Source organism: Serratia sp. LTN-2, from assembly GCF_059740205.1.
In genome coordinates this window covers 148,789-166,232 of the sequence record NZ_JCAXDO010000002.1, presented here as the reverse complement: position 1 = coordinate 166,232, position 17,444 = coordinate 148,789, and the positions used below count along the sequence as shown (strand labels likewise).

15 protein-coding genes are annotated in these 17,444 nt (G+C 61.1%); 6 read left to right on the top strand and 9 right to left on the bottom strand.

What is annotated here, in order from left to right:
• Positions 1–22 precede the first annotated feature (22 nt).
• Positions 23–919: a LysO family transporter gene (locus AC6BYQ_RS04505; protein ID WP_498056364.1), complete on the bottom strand. Its 897-nt coding sequence runs from the start codon at positions 917–919 to the stop codon at positions 23–25.
• Between the two features lie 187 nt (positions 920–1,106).
• Here AC6BYQ_RS04505 and AC6BYQ_RS04500 point away from each other — a divergent pair, with 187 nt between their 5' ends.
• Positions 1,107–2,765 (top strand): ATP-dependent endonuclease, encoded by a 1,659-nt coding sequence (locus tag AC6BYQ_RS04500; protein ID WP_033642546.1) that lies wholly within the window; start codon positions 1,107–1,109, stop codon positions 2,763–2,765.
• Positions 2,766–2,778: 13 nt separating this feature from the next.
• Here the strand turns inward: AC6BYQ_RS04500 and AC6BYQ_RS04495 are convergent, their stop codons facing one another.
• Complete coding sequence (locus AC6BYQ_RS04495) at positions 2,779–3,732, bottom strand: VirK/YbjX family protein (RefSeq protein ID WP_498056363.1); 954 nt, start codon at positions 3,730–3,732, stop codon at positions 2,779–2,781.
• A 194-nt stretch (positions 3,733–3,926) separates the two neighbouring features.
• Here AC6BYQ_RS04495 and macA point away from each other — a divergent pair, with 194 nt between their 5' ends.
• A complete protein-coding gene (gene macA, locus AC6BYQ_RS04490) occupies positions 3,927–5,042 on the top strand; it encodes a macrolide transporter subunit MacA (RefSeq protein ID WP_019454562.1) in 1,116 nt (371 codons plus the stop codon).
• On the top strand, positions 5,042–6,988 hold the full coding sequence (gene macB / locus AC6BYQ_RS04485) for a macrolide ABC transporter ATP-binding protein/permease MacB (protein WP_063919118.1): 1,947 nt from the start codon (positions 5,042–5,044) through the stop codon (positions 6,986–6,988). Before macA ends, macB begins: the two co-directional genes overlap by 1 nt.
• 87 nt (positions 6,989–7,075) lie before the next feature.
• On the opposite strand, the gene cspD is transcribed toward macB, so the two are convergent.
• The gene (gene cspD, locus AC6BYQ_RS04480) at positions 7,076–7,297 is read right to left on the bottom strand and encodes a cold shock-like protein CspD (RefSeq protein ID WP_004928349.1); all 222 of its coding nucleotides are present in this window, start codon (positions 7,295–7,297) and stop codon (positions 7,076–7,078) included.
• Positions 7,298–7,652: 355 nt separating this feature from the next.
• Between cspD and clpS the strand changes: the two genes are divergently transcribed.
• On the top strand, positions 7,653–7,973 hold the full coding sequence (gene clpS / locus AC6BYQ_RS04475; protein ID WP_004928347.1) for an ATP-dependent Clp protease adapter ClpS: 321 nt from the start codon (positions 7,653–7,655) through the stop codon (positions 7,971–7,973).
• A 27-nt stretch (positions 7,974–8,000) separates the two neighbouring features.
• The gene (clpA, locus tag AC6BYQ_RS04470) at positions 8,001–10,280 is read left to right on the top strand and encodes an ATP-dependent Clp protease ATP-binding subunit ClpA (RefSeq protein WP_004928343.1); all 2,280 of its coding nucleotides are present in this window, start codon (positions 8,001–8,003) and stop codon (positions 10,278–10,280) included.
• 205 nt (positions 10,281–10,485) lie between these two features.
• Here clpA and infA read toward each other — a convergent pair whose 3' ends face one another.
• The 6 genes from infA to AC6BYQ_RS04440 all read right to left on the bottom strand — a co-directional run bounded on the left by infA (position 10,486) and on the right by AC6BYQ_RS04440 (position 16,716).
• Positions 10,486–10,704 carry a translation initiation factor IF-1 gene (gene infA, locus AC6BYQ_RS04465; RefSeq protein ID WP_002211347.1) on the bottom strand — a complete coding sequence of 73 codons (219 nt, stop codon included), beginning with the start codon at positions 10,702–10,704 and terminating at the stop codon, positions 10,486–10,488.
• Positions 10,705–10,809: 105 nt separating this feature from the next.
• Positions 10,810–11,535, bottom strand: a complete 726-nt coding sequence (aat, locus tag AC6BYQ_RS04460; protein WP_498056362.1) for a leucyl/phenylalanyl-tRNA--protein transferase — start codon at positions 11,533–11,535, stop codon at positions 10,810–10,812.
• 29 nt (positions 11,536–11,564) lie between these two features.
• Entirely contained in the window at positions 11,565–13,304 is a 1,740-nt protein-coding gene (cydC, locus tag AC6BYQ_RS04455; protein ID WP_019454559.1) for a heme ABC transporter ATP-binding protein/permease CydC, read from the bottom strand.
• A gap of 2 nt (positions 13,305–13,306) precedes the next feature.
• On the bottom strand, positions 13,307–15,073 hold the full coding sequence (gene cydD, locus AC6BYQ_RS04450; RefSeq protein ID WP_498056361.1) for a heme ABC transporter permease/ATP-binding protein CydD: 1,767 nt from the start codon (positions 15,071–15,073) through the stop codon (positions 13,307–13,309).
• A gap of 240 nt (positions 15,074–15,313) precedes the next feature.
• Positions 15,314–16,285 (bottom strand): thioredoxin-disulfide reductase, encoded by a 972-nt coding sequence (gene trxB, locus AC6BYQ_RS04445; RefSeq protein WP_019454557.1) that lies wholly within the window; start codon positions 16,283–16,285, stop codon positions 15,314–15,316.
• Positions 16,286–16,443: 158 nt separating this feature from the next.
• Positions 16,444–16,716, bottom strand: a complete 273-nt coding sequence (locus AC6BYQ_RS04440) for a hypothetical protein (protein ID WP_157783378.1) — start codon at positions 16,714–16,716, stop codon at positions 16,444–16,446.
• Positions 16,717–16,939: 223 nt separating this feature from the next.
• Between AC6BYQ_RS04440 and lrp the strand changes: the two genes are divergently transcribed.
• Entirely contained in the window at positions 16,940–17,434 is a 495-nt protein-coding gene (gene lrp, locus AC6BYQ_RS04435) for a leucine-responsive transcriptional regulator Lrp (protein ID WP_004928318.1), read from the top strand.
• Positions 17,435–17,444 lie beyond the last annotated feature (10 nt).

The following is a 17,444-nucleotide window of genomic DNA, read 5'->3' as shown; positions in this document are numbered from 1 at the left end:
GGTCGGCCCCCCGGGGAAAGGATCAGGAGAACAGAGCGATCAGCACCGGCGCCAGCAGGCTCAGCAGGAAGCCGTGCACGATGGCGGGCGGCACCATGTCCAGCCCGCCGCTGCGCTGCAGCACCGGCAGGGTGAAGTCCATCGAGGTGGCGCCGCACAGGCCGAGGGCGGTGGAGCGGCTGCGGCGCACCAGCGTCGGGATCAGCATGATCGCCACCAGCTCGCGCGCCAGATCGTTGAAGAACGCGGCGCTGCCCATCACCGGGCCGTAGGCGTCTGTGATCAGAATGCCGGACAGCGAGTACCAGCCGAAGCCGGAGGCCATCGCCAGCCCGGCCTTCACCGGTAACCCCAGCAGCTGAGCCGCCAGTGCGCCGCCGGCCAGCGACGCAACGGCCACCACCAGCGCCACCAGCGTGCCGCGGCGGTTGAGTATGATCTGGCGCAGCGTCATGCCGCTGTTGCGCAGCTGGATGCCAACCAATAGAAGCAGGAAGATCAGCGCATATTCGCTGCCTTTATGGGCGAACTGCAGCCATGGCCACTGCGTCAGGCCGAGCAGGAAGCCGCCGAGCACCACGCCGCACAGCTTGAGCGACTCCAGCGCCATGTGCACGCGCGAAGGCAGTTTTTCCTGTTTATGGCTACTGCGCCACGGCATGCGCCGCTCCAGCAGCGCCAGCAGCAGCAGGTTGGCGCAGAGAATGCAGAAGAAGAACACCGCGCTGTACTGGAAGATCAACACCAGGTTGCTACTGAGGTTTTCCATAAACGCCAGGCTGATGCCCATGAAAAACAGGATCACGTACACCATCCAGCTCAGCAGCCGGTTGATCAGCACCAGCAGCGGACGATGGCGCAAAGGTATGAGGTAACCGACAATCAGCGGTAACAGAATAATCAGCAGTCCTGAGTACATGGTGCAGCTTGTGTCCTTGAGTATTGAAGCGCGCCGAATGGCGGCGAGGAGCACACGCTAACCAAAAGCCCGGCCGGAGTAAAGCGGCAGATTTGACGTTGGTCGCTTGACCTGCAAGGGGTTTTTTGACCATGCTCTGTGAAAGTCACCTCATTGAAGAGCTGGCGACACGCACGGGAGGCGGCGGATGTTCTTGGAGCGTATCGAAATTGTAGGTTTTCGTGGCATTAATCGGCTGTCGCTGATGCTGGACGACAACACGCTGTTGCTTGGCGAAAACGCCTGGGGTAAATCCAGCCTGCTGGATGCGCTGACGCTGTTGCTGGCGCCGGAGCAGAAACTGTATCGTTTTGAAGCGCACGACTTCCATTTCCCGCCGGGTGAAGAGGCGGCCAAAGAGCGCCATCTGCAGGTGGTGTTCACCTTTTGCGAGAAAGACATCGGCCATGCGCACCTGCCGCGCTATCGCCATCTGACGCCGCTGTGGGTCAAGGGCGAAGATGGCCTGAGCCGTATTCATTACCGCTGCGAGGGCGAGCTGGCCGACGACGGCACGGTGTGCACCTGGCGCGGTTTTCTCGACGCCGACGGCAACGCCTTTCAACTGCACCATATTGAACAGCTGGCCCACGCCATCATCCGCATCCACCCGGTACTGCGCCTGCGCGACGCGCGTTTTATTCGCCGCTTGCGCCCCAGCAGCCTCGGCGATGAACGCAAACCCGATACGCAGGCGCTGGCGCAGCAGCTGGATCAGCTGACGCGCGAGCTGGTGCGTAATCCGCAGAAGCTGACCAACGGCGAGCTGCGTCAGGGGCTGGCGGCCATGCAGCAGCTGCTGGAGCACTATTTCGCCGAGCAGAGTTCGCAGGTGGCGCGGCCGCGCCGTCGCGGCGGCGAACCGGAGCAGGACGCCTGGCGCGCGCTGGACGGCATCAACCGTATGGTGGCCGAACCGAACAGCCGCAGCATGCGCCTGATCCTGCTGGGGATGTTTTCCACCCTGCTGCAGGCCAAGGGCGACGTCAAGCTGGACCCGCACGCCCGGCCGCTGCTGCTGGTGGAGGACCCGGAAACTCGTCTGCATCCGATTATGCTGTCGGTGGCCTGGGGGCTGCTCAATCAGCTGCCGTTGCAGCGCATCACCACCACCAACTCCAGCGAACTGGTGTCGCTGGTGCCGGTGGAACACGTATGCCGGCTGGTGCGCGAGTCGGGGCGGGTCGCGACCTATCGTCTCGGGCCGCGCGGGCTCAGCGCCGAAGACGGGCGGCGCATCGCGTTTCACATCCGTTTCAATCGGCCGTCGTCGCTGTTCGCCCGCTGCTGGCTGCTGGTGGAGGGCGAGACCGAAGTGTGGCTGCTGAACGAGCTGGCGCGCCAGTGCGGCTACCATTTCGAGGCGGAAGGGGTGAGGGTCATCGAATTCGCCCAGTGCGGCCTGAAGCCGCTGCTGCGCTTCGCCCGCCGCATGGGCATCGAATGGCATGCGCTGGTGGACGGCGACGAGGCGGGTAAAAAGTACGCCAACACCGTGCGCAGCCTGCTGGACAATCATGAAGACAACGAGCGCGATCGGCTGACCGCGCTGCCGGCGCCGGACATGGAGCACTTTATGTTCCGCGAAGGGTTCGGCCCGGTCTATCACCGGATGGCGTCGGTGCCGCTCAACGCGCAGATGCCGGTGCGCAAGGTGATCCTGAAAGCGGTCCATCACTCCTCGAAGCCGGATCTGGCGATCGAGGTTGCGATGCAGGCCGGCGAATGGGGCACCGATTCGGTGCCGCCGCTGCTGAAGAAAATGTTCTCACGGGTGATCTGGCTGGCGCGCGGCCGGGCGGACTAACGGCCGCCGGGCGTTATCGGGCGCAGAAATGCGCCGCCAATCCCTGTTCCAGCTCGTCCAGCAACTGATAGCGGCGGCGATATTCGGCGCGTTTTTTGCTGGCAATCTCTTCGACCGGTTTGCGGGCAATGCGCTCGGGCAGCAGGAAATAGCCGCTATCGAGCGGTTTGGCACCCATCGATAGCCAAAACTGATCGTAATCGGCGTGCAGTTTGTCTTTCTTCTTACTTTGGTAACGCCAGTTTTGATAGATATGGGTGGCGTTGCCGACCGCCACGATCTGGCGGATGCCGAGGTGCCGCGCCAGCGTGCAGATGCCTTCCAGCACCAGCCGTTTGGGGAACAGGCCATGGCACTCTTTGGTGGTGTGCTGGATCTCGGCGTGAGGCACGTCATGGTTCGCGCCCTGCAGGCCGCCGATGAACAGCGTCGGCTGCTGCTGATAATGCATCAGCGCGAAGGTGATCTCCGCCAGCATCACGCCGTTGGCGTTGCGCAGCAGCAGCGTGGCTTCCCCTTCCTTATTCAGCTTGTCGATCGCCGCCAGCTCCAGCGTGATCGGCACTTCGTTCTTGCCCATCGCGCTGGCCAGCACGAAAGGCTGTAGGCTGAGGTGGCCGAGACGCATCTTCAGCGGCATGCGCTGTACGATGAGATCGTAGTGATCGCGCAGGGCGAACAGACATTCGATCTTGCTCATGTTGGCCGCCAGGTACGGGCGATGCAGTTTGCACGGCAGGTTCGGCTGCGCGCTCAGGATCTCTTCCAGCAGCGGGTTGCTGGCCAGAGTGCTGAGCAGGCCGCTGGTGGTGCGCCAGTTGAGCAGCGAACGGCCGAGAAACTTCAGGCGAAACGAGGTTTTTTTCCAGGCATTGCTCGGCGCCTTCTCGCCATTGATCAGCGCCGTCATCAGTTGCCAGCCGTTAAGCGGCTGGGCGGAGGCGAGTGGGTAGCTGAGCTGTGACATGATGAAATCCTTGGCTGTGTTGAATGGCGCTATTTCATCAAGGCTTCACTAAACGGGAGTTCAATGCCGAACTGTAACCAAGCGTGTCTCCACATTGTGTTGAGCTAAGGTTTAGTTATTCCCTGCGGCGCATGCTAATTTAGCTCCGCCGCCGCAGTGGGCGGTCGATATTCACAAGCACAGGCAGGTCAATTTTGACAGGGTTTAAAGGACATAAACGCCGCTGGATACTTGCTCTGGCGGCGATCGCGGCGATTGCCGCGGCGGCCGTTTGGCACTTCCGCCATCCGGCGCCAATCGATTTCAAAACGGTGAAAGCCACTCAGCGCGATCTACAGCAGAATGTGTTGGCGACCGGTCAACTGGACGCGGTGCGCAAGGTTGATGTCGGCGCGCAGGTTAGCGGCCAGTTGGAAAAGCTGTATGTCGAGATCGGCGACAAGGTGAAGAAAGGCCAGTTGCTGGGGGTCATCGATCCGCAACAGGCGCAGAACAGCATTCGCGAAGGGGAAGCGACGCTGCGCGAACTGCATGCCCAACTGTTGCAGGCGCAGGCCGAGCAGCAGCTGGCGGCGGTCACGCTGCAACGCAACCAGGCGCTGGCCAAGCTGCAGGCGGTATCGCGCCAGGATCTGGATCAGGCGGCGACGCAGCTGGCGGTGAAGAAAGCGCAGGTGGGCACCATCAATGCGCAGATCGCCCGCAACCAGGCCAGCCTGGATACCGCCAAGATCAACCTCGCCTACACCCGCATCGAAGCGCCGATGGATGGCGACGTGGTGCAGATCACCACGCTGCAGGGCCAGACGGTGATCGCGGCGCAGCAGGCGCCGAATATTCTGACGCTGGCGGATCTCGGCACCATGCTGGTGAAAGCGCAGGTATCGGAGGCCGACGTCATTAACCTCAAGCCGGGCCAGCAGGCCTGGTTCACGGTGCTTGGCGATCCGACCCGGCGCTTCGACGGCGTGCTGAAAGACATTCAGCCGACGCCGGAAAAGGTCAACAACGCCATCTTCTATTATGCGCGTTTCGAAGTGCCCAACCCTGAGAGGCTGTTGCGCTTGCAAATGACGGCGCAGGTGCATATTCAACTGGCCGGCGTCAAACAGGCGTTGGTGATCCCACTGGCTGCGCTGGGCGATCAGATCGCCGACAATCGCTACCACGTCTCGGTGCTGAAACAGGGCAAGGAAGAGAAGCGCGAAGTGGCCATCGGCCTGCGCAACAATATCGACGTGCAGATCCTCAGCGGGCTCGAGGCGGGTGATGAGGTGATCGTCAGCCGTGGCGGCGTGGAGGCCGGCTGATGGCGGCGCTGTTGCAGCTGAACGGCATTCGCCGTAGCTACCGTTCCGGCGAGCAGACGGTGGAGGTGCTGAAGGGGATCAGCCTGAGCATCGACGCCGGTGAAATGGTGGCGATCATGGGGGCCTCCGGCTCCGGAAAATCGACGCTGATGAACATTCTCGGCTGTCTGGACAAGCCGAGCGCCGGCGTGTATCGGGTAGCCGGGCAGGATGTGGCGACGCTGAGCGACGATGCGCTGGCGCAGCTGCGGCGCGAGCATTTCGGCTTTATCTTTCAGCGCTATCATCTGCTGCCGCACCTGAGCGCGGCGCACAACGTCGAAGTGCCGGCGGTGTACGCCGGGCTGGGCAAAGCGGCGCGGCGCGAAAGGGCGGTAGCGCTGTTGCGGCGTCTGGGGCTGGGGGAGCGCGTCAACTATCGGCCGAGCCAGCTTTCCGGCGGCCAGCAGCAGCGCGTCAGCATCGCCCGCGCGCTGATGAACGGCGGGCAGGTGATCCTGGCGGATGAGCCGACCGGCGCGCTCGACAGCCATTCCGGCGAAGAGGTGATGGCGATCCTCAAGCAGCTGTGCGCCCAGGGCCACACGGTGATCCTGGTGACTCACGATCCGGCGGTGGCGCGCCAGGCTGAACGGATCATCGAAATCCGTGACGGCGAGATCATTGCCGATTCGCGGCCGGCACCGCAGGAGAATGCGCAGGCCAAGCCGCTGGCGCTGGCCGCCGCGGCGCCTTCCTGGCGGCAGATGGGCGGCCGCTTCCGCGAAGCGCTGGTCATGGCCTGGCGCGCGATGGCGGCCAACAAGATGCGCACCGCGCTGACCATGCTCGGCATCATTATCGGTATCGCCTCGGTGGTCTCAATCCTGGTCATCGGCGACGCCGCCAAGCAGATGGTGCTGGCGGACATCAAATCGATCGGCACCAACACCGTCGACATATACCCCGGCAAGGATTTCGGCGACGACGATCCGACCTACCGGCAATCGTTGAAATACGGCGATCTCGATGCGCTGCGCGAGCAGCCTTACATCAGCGCGCTGTCGCCGAGCATCAGCAGCAGCATGCGGCTGCGGCTGGGCAACGTCGACGCGGCGGCCAACGTCAACGGCGTCAGCGAGCAGTTCTTCCGCGTGTACGGCATGAGTTTTACCCAGGGCGTCGGCATCGATCCGATGCAGGTGCAATCGCAGGCGCAGACGGTGGTGATCGACGCCAATACCCAACGGCGGCTGTTCCCGCACCAGAAGAACGTGGTGGGTGAGGTGATCCTGGTCGGCAACATGCCGGCGACGGTGGTCGGCGTGGCGAAGGAGAAGCAGTCGATGTTCGGCAGCAGCAAAACGCTGAACGTATGGGTGCCTTACAGCACCATGGCCAACCGGCTGATGGGCAACAGCTATTTCGATTCGATCACCGTGCGCATCCGCGACGGTTACGACAGCAAGGAAGCGGAGCAACAGCTGTCGCGTCTGTTGACGCTGCGCCACGGAAAGAAGGATTTCTTTACCTATAACATGGACAGCCTGGTGCAAACCGCAGAGAAAACCACCCGCACGCTGCAGCTGTTCCTGACGCTGGTGGCGGTGATTTCGCTGGTGGTCGGTGGCATCGGCGTGATGAACATCATGCTGGTGTCGGTGACCGAGCGCACGCGCGAGATCGGCATCCGCATGGCGGTGGGCGCCCGTTCCGGCGACGTGCTGCAGCAGTTCCTGATCGAGGCGGTCTTGGTCTGCCTGGTGGGGGGCGCGTTGGGGATTACGCTGTCGTTCGCCATCGGTCTGGCGGTGCAGTTGGTGCTGCCGGGTTGGCAGATCAGCTTCCCGCCGGCGGCGTTGCTGAGCGCCTTCCTCTGCTCCACCGGCATCGGCGTGGTGTTCGGTTATCTGCCGGCGCGCAACGCCGCGCGGCTGAATCCTATCGATGCGCTGGCGCGCGAATAAGTAAAGGGCATAAAAAATGCCAGTCACACGGCGGCTGGCATTTTTATCGCAGTCACGGTCAGTGCAGCGCGACGCTGCAGGAAGCGTTTAGGACAGCGCCTCGCTTTCCACCGGCACAATAAGACTGGCATGGTTGCCTTTGGGCCCTTGATGCACGTCGAAGCTGACCTGCTGGCCCGCCTTCAACGTTCTGTAACCATCCATCTTGATTGTGGAATAATGCGCGAAAATATCTTCGCCACCGCCGGCTGGGCAGATGAAGCCAAAACCTTTGGCGTTGTTAAACCATTTAACAGTACCCGTCTCCATGCTTTTACATCCCTCGCAACGCTATTTTAAGTGAGATGAATAACTGATTTCGCACTCGCCATGGGCGAGTAGCAGCGTGGACAAGGGGTGGTTAAAAGACCACCAGCCACGAATTTACACTCTAGAGCAAATGATCGGGGCGTCAAGCGATCGGCTTTTGTCGGCGGGGAGCAGTTCACCAAAGTTTGAAGCAGGTAACGCTATTGCCACGATTCAGTCACAATTGGCCCGTTTTTTTGCGCACGTTACAGTGCGGCGGGACGATGCCGAAGATGATAAAATAGTAACTATCCCCACTTTGAATAACCGAAACCTGTCCCCATATCAGAGGACAGAGCAGAGAAGATGAGCAGCGATGGGCAATAACAACGATTGGCTAAATTTTGAACATTTGGCCGAAGAAAAACAAATCGATGCGGTAAAACCGCCGTCTATGTATAAAGTTATACTTAACAACGACGATTACACACCGATGGAATTTGTGATTGACGTTCTGCAAAAGTTCTTTTCTTATGATATTGAACGCGCAACGCAACTGATGCTCACGGTCCACTATCAAGGCAAGGCGATCTGTGGTGTTTTTACCGCCGAGGTGGCGGAAACCAAAGTCGTCCATGTGAACCGGTACGCAAGGGAGAACGAGCATCCGTTGCTTTGTACGCTGGAAAAAGCCTGAATAAGGCAATCTATTGGGGAGGTGCTTATGCTCAATCAAGAACTGGAACTCAGTCTCAACATGGCTTTCGCCAGGGCGCGTGAGCACAGACACGAGTTTATGACCGTGGAGCACCTGTTGCTGGCGTTGCTGAGCAACCCTGCCGCGCGAGAAGCGCTTGAGGCATGTACGGTGGATCTGGCCGCGTTGCGCCAGGAGCTGGAAGCCTTCATCGAACAAACCACACCGACGCTGCCCGCCGGCGAAGAGGAGCGCGACACTCAGCCGACGCTCAGCTTCCAGCGCGTGCTGCAGCGCGCGGTCTTCCATGTGCAATCTTCCGGCCGCAGCGAAGTCTCCGGCGCCAACGTGTTGGTGGCCATCTTCAGCGAGCAGGAGTCGCAGGCGGCTTATCTGCTGCGCAAGCACGACGTCAGCCGTCTCGACGTGGTGAACTTCATTTCACATGGCACGCGTAAAGACGAGCCGGGCCAAGCGCCGAATGCGGAAAACCCGGTGAACGAAGAGCAGTCCGGAGGGGAAGACCGTATGGAAAACTTCACCACCAACCTCAATCAGTTGGCCCGTGTGGGTGGCATCGATCCGTTGATCGGCCGCGATCGTGAGCTGGAGCGCGCGATTCAGGTGCTGTGCCGCCGTCGTAAAAACAACCCGCTGCTGGTCGGCGAATCCGGCGTCGGCAAGACCGCCATCGCCGAAGGCCTGGCCTGGCGCATCGTGCAGGGCGACGTGCCGGAAGTGATGGCGGACTGCACGCTGTATTCGCTGGATATCGGTTCACTGCTGGCCGGCACCAAATATCGCGGCGACTTCGAGAAGCGCTTCAAGGCGCTGCTCAAGCAGCTGGAGCAGGATCAGAACAGCATCCTGTTCATCGATGAAATTCACACCATCATCGGCGCCGGTGCGGCTTCCGGTGGGCAGGTGGATGCCGCCAACCTGATCAAACCGCTGCTGTCGAGCGGCAAGATCCGGGTGATCGGCTCGACGACCTACCAGGAGTTCAGCAACATCTTCGAAAAGGATCGCGCTCTGGCGCGCCGCTTCCAGAAGATCGACATCACCGAGCCGACGGCGGAAGAGACCGTTCAGATCATCAACGGCCTGAAGGCCAAGTATGAAGCGCACCATGACGTGCGTTATACCGCCAAGGCGATCCGCGCCGCGGTGGAGCTGTCGGTGAAATACATCAACGATCGTCATCTGCCGGACAAGGCGATCGACGTGATCGACGAGGCGGGCGCCCGCAGCCGGTTGATGCCGGCCAGCAAGCGCAAGAAAACCGTCAACGTGGCCGATATCGAATCCGTGGTGGCGCGCATCGCCCGCATCCCGGAGAAAACCGTGTCGGCCAGCGATCGCGACGTGCTGAGAAACCTGGGCGATCGCTTGAAGATGCTGGTATTCGGTCAGGATCAGGCGATCGAAGCGCTGACCGAAGCGATCAAGATGAGCCGCGCCGGTCTGGGCCACGAGCGCAAGCCGGTCGGTTCCTTCCTGTTCGCCGGGCCGACCGGGGTCGGGAAAACCGAGGTCACCGTGCAGCTGGCCAAGGCGATGGATATCGAGCTGCTGCGTTTCGACATGTCCGAGTACATGGAGCGGCATACCGTCAGCCGTCTGATCGGCGCGCCTCCGGGCTACGTCGGTTACGATCAGGGCGGGCTGCTGACCGATGCGGTGATCAAGCATCCGCATGCGGTGGTGCTGCTCGATGAGATCGAGAAGGCGCACCCGGACGTGTTCAACCTGCTGCTGCAGGTGATGGACAACGGTACGCTGACCGATAACAACGGCCGCAAGGCGGACTTCCGCAACGTGATCCTGGTGATGACCACCAACGCCGGGGTGCGGGAAACCGAACGCAAGTCGATCGGTCTGGTGCAGCAGGACAACAGCACCGACGCGATGGAAGAGATCAAGAAGGTGTTTACGCCAGAGTTCCGCAACCGTCTGGACAACATCATCTGGTTCAACCATCTGTCTACCGAGGTGATCCAGCAGGTGGTCGACAAGTTTATCGTCGAACTGCAGGCGCAGCTGGATGCGAAGGGCGTCTCGCTGGAAGTGAGCGACGAAGCGCGCGATTGGCTGTCGGTGAAGGGTTACGACCGTGCGATGGGCGCTCGTCCGATGGCGCGCGTCATGCAGGAAAACCTGAAGAAACCGTTGGCCAACGAGTTGCTGTTCGGTTCGCTGGTGGACGGCGGTTCCGTGAAGGTCGAGCTGGACAAGGACAAGAAACAGCTGACCTACCACTTCCTCAGCGCCGCCAAGCGCAAGGCGGACGAGGGGGCGGTGCACTAAGGCCGCCTTCAGGCAAAGAAAAAGCGATGCTTTGGCATCGCTTTTTTTATGGGTGAGATTCACCGTACAACAGAAACGAGTGAGCCCTCTCAGTTTACCTGCGCACCTGCAACCCGTTGTTTAACGTCGCTGCGGGGGTAAACGGAAAGGGCTCCCGAGGGATTACATCCTCGATGCCGCCAGCGTGTGGCGCGCGGTGAGCCGATTAACGGCTACGGAAGACAATGCGGCCTTTGCTCAGGTCGTACGGGGTCAGCTCTACAGTGACTTTGTCGCCCGTCAGGATGCGGATATAGTTTTTACGCATTTTACCGGAGATGTGTGCGGTTACCACGTGCCCGTTTTCCAATTCAACGCGGAACATGGTGTTCGGCAGCGTATCAAGAACGGTGCCCTGCATTTCAATATTGTCTTCTTTGGCCATCGAATCCTCTAGGTTTAACTACCTTAGTTTTTAACCGGCAAGATAATGCCGAAAAACCCCCATTATGTAAAGATGTGTCGGTGAACATTGCACCGTTTCCACCAATTAGTTTGCTGGGGAGGGCGGTTCAACCGGCTGTGGGGATATGACTTGCGCCTCCCAGCACGCCGGCGCCAGGGGCCGCCGTTGAAGGGTGCTGAGCTGCTGCAAAAATTGACGGCGCGGAATTTCACGCGCGCCAAGGCGGGCAGTGTGAGCGTTCAGCACCTGGCAGTCAATCAATTCCCCGCCATAAGCGGCAAAATGGCGGCAAAAGGCCATTAATGCGCATTTGGAGGCGTTAGTGACGCGGCTGAACATCGATTCGCCGCAGAACAACGCGCCCTGCGCCACGCCGTACATGCCGCCAACCAATTGATCATCCTGCCATACCTCCACCGAGTGGGCGTAGCCGAGACGATGCAGGTGCAGATAGGCGCGCTGCACCTCCGGGCCGATCCAGGTGCCTTCGTCCGGGCGATGGGCGCAGGCGGCGATCACTGCGGCGAAGTCGTGATTGAGCGTGATGCGAAACGGGTCGTGGCGCAGAAAGCGTTTCAGGCTGCGGTTGAGATGAAACTCGGCCGGGAACAGCACCGCGCGCGGATCGGGCGACCACCACAATATCGCTTCCCCCGGCGAGTACCAGGGGAAGATGCCGCGCTCGTAGGCCGCCAGCAGCCGCGGCGCCGTGAGGTCGCCGCCGATCGCCAGCAGGCCGTTAGGATCGCGTAGGGCGACCTCAGGCGAGGGAAACGCCAGCGACTGCGGGGAGAGCTTAACGATGCGCATACAGGGCCTCTGCGTCCTCTACGGGCCGATTACGGCGCCAGGTTGCTGATACGGTTGCGAAAGCGGGCATAGCGGCCCTGCTGGCTCATCAGGGTGGCGTGATCGCCCTGTTCGACAATCTGGCCGTCGTCCATCACGCAAATGCGATCGAGATGCTCCAGACCATACAGGCGGTGCGTCACCAGAATCAGCGTCTTGCCCTGACAATGCTGGCGCAGCAGCGCCAGAATCTGCTGCTCGGTCTCGGCGTCCAACCCTTCGGTGGGTTCGTCAAGCAGTAGCAGCGGGGCTGGGTGCAGCAGCGCGCGGGCGATGCCCAAACGGCGCTGTTCACCGCCGGACAACTGGCGGCCGCCTTCGCCCAGCCAGGCGTTCAGCCCGCCGTCACTGTCCAGCAGTTTGCCCAGCCCCACCTGCTGCAACACCTCGCTCAGGCGAGCGTCGTCGGCATCCGGTGCGGCTAGCCGCAGGTTTTCCCGCAGCGTATCGCTGAAGATGTGCACCCGCTGGCTGACGACCGTGGTCATCCGGCGCAGCGTGGTTTCATCATAATCCTCCAGCGGTTCGCCGTTGAGCAGAATTTTTCCGCCGTCGGTGCGCCATGCGCGGGTCAGCAACTGCAGCAGGGTGGACTTGCCGCAGCCGGTGCGGCCGAGTAAGGCGATGTGTTCGCCGGCTGCGACTTCGAGCGTAACGTCGCGCAGCACCGGCTGCGGCTGATCGGGGTAGGTGAAGCTCAACTGCTGCAGGCTGAGCTGCGCCCGATCGGCGGCGGCCGGACCGGCGGCCGGGAAGGTCACTTCCGGCTGGCGATCGATAATCTGTTTGACCCGCGTGGCGGAGGCGATCACCTGGCCGAGGTGCTGGAAGGCGCCGGCGACCGGCATCAGCGCTTCGAACGACGCCAGCGCGGCGAAGACAAACAGCGCGATCAGCGCGCCGGGCTCGGCATCGCCGCCGATGCCGGCGGCGGTCAGCCACAGCAGCAGCGTCACCGTCAGCCCGCTGGCGAGGATCATCAGCGCCTGCGCCTTGCCGCTCAGCGAGGCCTGCTGCCACTGGCGGCGTTGCCACAGCTGCTCGGTGGCGTTCAGCGTCTGGCGGAAGTCGTTGACGGCGCCGAACACCACCAGCTCCGCCTGCCCCTGTAGCCAGGCGGTCAGATCGGTGCGGTATTGGCCGCGCAGGGCGGTGAGTTGGCCACCGATCGGTTTGCCGGCGCGATAGAATACCGGCGGCACCAGCAGCAACAGCAGCAACAGAATGCCGCCCAGCGTCAGGGCGAGCGCGGGATCCAGCCAGCTCAGGCCGTAGGTGACCACCAGGATCACCGCCGCCGCACCTACCAGCGGTGAAATCACCCGCAGATAAAGGTGATCCAGCGTGTCCACGTCCGCCACCAGGCGGTTGAGCAGGTCGGCCTGGCGGAAGCGGGCGATGCCGCCCGGCGTCAGCGGCAGGATCTTGCTGAAGGTGAACACCCGCAGATGCGACAGCACGCGGAAGGTGGCGTCGTGGCTGACCACGCGCTCGGCGTAGCGCCCGGCGGTGCGGAAGATCGCCGCGCCGCGCACGCCGGCGGCCGGCAGCATGTAGTTGAAGGTCAGCAGACCCGCCAATCCGGCCAGCGAAGACGCGGCCAGGAACCAGCCGGAGAGCGCCAGCAGGCCGATGCTGGCCAGCAGGGTGACGATCGCTAAAAGGATGCCCAGGCTAATCAGCAGGCTATGGCGGCGATACAACGCCAAAAACGGCAGCAAAACGCGCATGATTAAAGCTCCCCGCGGCGATGGGCGATCAGACTGGCGAACAGGCCCGGTTGGGCGCTGAGGGTGGCGTAATCGCCCTGTTGCGCGATACGCCCATTATCCATCACCCAAATCTGGTCGTAGTCTTCGGTATCTTCCAACTGATGCGTCACCAGCAGGGTGGTTTGCTGATGCGAAGCGGCGTTCAGCGCCTGCATTACCCGCTGTTCGCTATGGGCATCGAGGCTGGCGGCCGGTTCATCCAGCAGCAGCAGGCGGCGCGGGCCGATCAGCGCCCGGGCGACCGCCACGCGCTGCGCCTGGCCGACCGACAGGCGGGCGGCGTTGTCGCCCACTTCGGTGTCGAGCCCCTGCGGCAGATAGGGCAGCAGTTCGCTGACGTAGGCGTGTTCCACCGCCTGCTGCAGCTGCGCTTCGTCGGCCTGTGGGCAGCCCAACAGGATATTGGCGCGCAGGGTTTGCGCCGGCAAATACGGGTTTTGCCCGACCCAACTGAGCTGTTGACGCCAGTTTTCTGCGGACAGCTCACGCAGCTCGACGCCGTTGACGGTCAACGACCCACGGTAGGGCAGGAAGCCGAGCAGCAGGTTGAGCAGCGAGCTTTTACCGGCGCCGCTCAGCCCGACCAATGCTACGCGCTGTCGCGGCTGCAGAGTGAAATTGAGCGGCCCGGCCAGTAGCACGCCGTTCGGCGACAGGATTTCCAACTCGTTCGCCTGCAGCGTCAGCGGCTGATCGGCTGGCAGCTGCCGCGTGCCGTTCCCCATCTGCTCGCCTTCGGCGCTGAGGAAGGTTTCCAGCGCTTCCGCCGCGCCGACCGCCTGCGCCTTGGCATGGTAAAAGGCACCGAGATCGCGCAGCGGCTGGAAGAACTCCGGCGCCAGAATCAGCACCAGAAAACCGGAAAATAGCGTTACGCCGAGGCCGTAGCTGCCGAAGTTGAGTTCGCCGAGGTAGGAAAAACCGAAATACACCGCCACTACGGCGATGGAAATCGAGGCGAAGAACTCCAGCACGCCGGAAGAGAGGAAGGCCATGCGCAGCACTTCCATGGTGCGGCTGCGGAAGTCTTCGGAGGATTTGGCGATCTGCGCGGTTTCGGCCTGTGCGCGATCGAACAGCCGCAGGGTGTCCAGGCCGCGCAGGCGGTCGAGGAAGTTGCCGCTCAATCGCGCCAGCGCCACGAAGTTGCGGCGGTTGGCGTCGGCGGCCCCCATGCCGACCAGCGCCATGAACAGCGGAATGAGCGGCGCGGTCGCCAGCAGAATGATGCCTGCGGCCCAGTTGATCGGGAAGACGGCGATCAGGATAAGCAATGGGATGAACACCGCCAGATACATTTGCGGCAGATAGCGCGAGTAATAGTCCTGCATATCCTCGATCTGCTCGACGATGATGCTGGCCCAGCTGCCTGCCGGTTTGCCTTGGATCCACGCGGGGCCGAGCTGCTGGAGTTTATCCAGCACCTGCTGACGCATGCGCTGACGGATCACCTGACCACATAGGAAACCGACCCGCTCCCGCAGCCAGCTCAACAGCGCCCGCAGCGCAAACGCGACGATCAGCCAGATAAACGAAGGGATCAGCTGTTCGCGCGGGGTGTGCTCGATGATCAGGGCGTGCAGCAGGCTGGCCAGCAGCCAGGCCTGCGCCACGATCAGCAGGCCGCTGAATAGCCCCAACAGCATGGAAAGGCGCAGCCAACGCTGCGCTAACGAACTCTGGGTTTTAAGCCAACGGGTTAACTGTTGCTGTCTGGTTTTTTTCATCAGATATGCGTCTGCGTCGCCGGCGCCCGTTTGTTACGGGCTGGGTTAACGTACTGTTAAATAATAGTGTTTGGCGCAATCGGCGACAAACAAGCGAGGGCTCATGTTACCTCGTCACCCGGCAGACTGAAAAGAATAAAGCGGGCGAAAGTGGCTATAACAGATGGGAGAGGGCGATTGCAGAACGCAGAAACAAAAAAAGCGGCTCGAGAGCCGCTTTTTGCTGATGACGAGAACGTCTTAGCAGACTTCGGCGCCGGCGATGCCGTCCAGGTAACGCTCTGCATCCAGCGCCGCCATGCAGCCGGTGCCGGCTGAGGTGATCGCCTGGCGATAGATGTGATCCATCACGTCGCCTGCAGCGAAGACGCCGGGGATAGTGGTTTGGGTCGCATTGCCGTGAATGCCGGACTGCACCTTGATGTAGCCGTTTTCCAGCTCCAGCTGGCCACCGAAGATGCCGGTGTTCGGGCTGTGGCCGATGGCGATGAACACGCCGGCCAGCTCCAGTTCACGGGTTTCGTTTTCCGCTTTGGTGCTGCGGATGCGCACGCCGGTCACGCCCATTTCATCGCCCAGCACTTCGTCCAGCGTGTGGTCGGTGTGCAGCACGATATTGCCGCTTTTCACTTTTTCCATCAGCCGGTCGATCAGGATTTTCTCCGAGCGGAAGCTGTCACGGCGGTGGATCAGATGAACCTCGGCGGCGATGTTGGACAGGTACAACGCTTCTTCAACGGCGGTGTTGCCGCCGCCGACCACCGCGACTTTCTGGTTGCGGTAGAAGAAACCGTCGCAGGTCGCACAGGCGGAAACGCCTTTGCCCTTGAACGCGTCTTCGGAAGGCAGACCAAGATAGCGGGCGGAAGCGCCGGTCGCGATGATCAGCGCGTCGCAGCTGTATTCGCCGCTGTCGCCGAACAGGCGGAACGGACGCTGCTGCAGATCGACGCTGTTGATGTGGTCGAAGACGATTTCCGTCTGGAACTTCTCTGCGTGCTCGCGCATGCGTTCCATCAACGCCGGGCCGGTCAGGCCTTCGGCATCGCCCGGCCAGTTTTCCACTTCGGTGGTGGTGGTCAGCTGGCCGCCCTGTTCCAGACCGGTAATCAGCACCGGGTTCAGGTTGGCGCGCGCCGCGTAGACGGCGGCGGTGTAACCGGCCGGGCCGGAGCCCAGAATCAGTAATTTGCTATGTTTAGCCGTGCCCATGAATAACCTCTTTATTCCACAATGGCGGACAATGAAGCCGATTGTAGGGAAAATGACGCAGTAAAAAAAGCGCCGGGCGACGTTGTTAACGATTTGTATGATAGTTGTCGCCTATTAATGCGTCCATTGTCGGCAAATCGTACGCCGAACGCAGAAATTTAACTTATCAAAGCCGCCGTCCGCCAGCGAATCATCCACCGCGCAAAAACGGCGCATTCTGCGAGTTCAGCCGCTTCCGCCCGGGGTTTATCTGCCAGCGATTCATAACCAAAAATGGGATGCAGACTTTTCATGACGGTACGTTGTTCTGATTTTGCTTCTTTTACTTTGACAATCCGCTGCGCATTTGCGAAAACATCATAGGAAGAAGAAATTATCCCCGTAACACCAGCAAATCGTACGTATTTACGCCGTAAGGCGGCAATACGCACCAGGTGTGCGGAGCAGGGCGCGCAAGCGTTTGCTGATTTTTTCTCGACCGAAACGTCGTTACCGGCGCTGCGCGGGGTTGGACAGACAGGCTGCGCGGCGTGGAATGATGGTAGTGAAGAAGCATATGACAGGCATCGGGTCTTCGCTTGGAACGAACCCTTACACATTGACGTTGGCTAGGGTGTGGCAAGTGCACGGAAGAAAATAAGAGAGACAATAATAATGGCAGACAACAAGAAACGCCCGGGTAAAGATCTTGACCGTATCGACCGCAACATCCTGAATGAGCTGCAGAAGGATGGGCGTATTTCGAACGTCGAGCTTTCGAAGCGCGTGGGGTTATCCCCGACACCATGTTTAGAACGCGTGCGCCGTCTCGAGCGTCAGGGTTTCATTCATGGCTATACCGCATTGCTCAACCCGCATTATCTGGATGCGTCCCTGCTGGTTTTCGTGGAGATCACGCTGAACCGCGGCGCGCCGGATGTGTTTGAGCAATTCAACTCGGCAGTGCAGAAGCTTGAAGAGATTCAGGAGTGTCATCTGGTTTCCGGCGATTTCGACTACCTGTTGAAAACCCGCGTACCGGACATGTCGGCTTACCGCAAACTGCTGGGCGAAACCTTGCTGCGTTTGCCGGGGGTTAACGACACCCGTACCTACGTAGTGATGGAAGAAGTGAAACAGAGTAACCGTCTGGTTATCAAAACACGGTAAGGTGCAGGTG

What these genes read in the sequence shown, in the direction of transcription:
- AC6BYQ_RS04505 (WP_498056364.1), bottom strand. Translation starts at nt 919, where the DNA reads ATGTACTCAGGACTGCTGATTATTCTGTTACCGCTGATTGTCGGTTAC.
- AC6BYQ_RS04500 (WP_033642546.1), top strand. Translation starts at nt 1,107, where the DNA reads ATGTTCTTGGAGCGTATCGAAATTGTAGGTTTTCGTGGCATTAATCGG.
- AC6BYQ_RS04495 (WP_498056363.1), bottom strand. Translation starts at nt 3,732, where the DNA reads ATGTCACAGCTCAGCTACCCACTCGCCTCCGCCCAGCCGCTTAACGGC.
- macB (WP_063919118.1), top strand. Translation starts at nt 5,042, where the DNA reads ATGGCGGCGCTGTTGCAGCTGAACGGCATTCGCCGTAGCTACCGTTCC.
- cspD (WP_004928349.1), bottom strand. Translation starts at nt 7,297, where the DNA reads ATGGAGACGGGTACTGTTAAATGGTTTAACAACGCCAAAGGTTTTGGC.
- clpS (WP_004928347.1), top strand. Translation starts at nt 7,653, where the DNA reads ATGGGCAATAACAACGATTGGCTAAATTTTGAACATTTGGCCGAAGAA.
- clpA (WP_004928343.1), top strand. Translation starts at nt 8,001, where the DNA reads ATGCTCAATCAAGAACTGGAACTCAGTCTCAACATGGCTTTCGCCAGG.
- infA (WP_002211347.1), bottom strand. Translation starts at nt 10,704, where the DNA reads ATGGCCAAAGAAGACAATATTGAAATGCAGGGCACCGTTCTTGATACG.
- aat (WP_498056362.1), bottom strand. Translation starts at nt 11,535, where the DNA reads ATGCGCATCGTTAAGCTCTCCCCGCAGTCGCTGGCGTTTCCCTCGCCT.
- cydC (WP_019454559.1), bottom strand. Translation starts at nt 13,304, where the DNA reads ATGCGCGTTTTGCTGCCGTTTTTGGCGTTGTATCGCCGCCATAGCCTG.
- cydD (WP_498056361.1), bottom strand. Translation starts at nt 15,073, where the DNA reads ATGAAAAAAACCAGACAGCAACAGTTAACCCGTTGGCTTAAAACCCAG.
- trxB (WP_019454557.1), bottom strand. Translation starts at nt 16,285, where the DNA reads ATGGGCACGGCTAAACATAGCAAATTACTGATTCTGGGCTCCGGCCCG.
- lrp (WP_004928318.1), top strand. Translation starts at nt 16,940, where the DNA reads ATGGCAGACAACAAGAAACGCCCGGGTAAAGATCTTGACCGTATCGAC.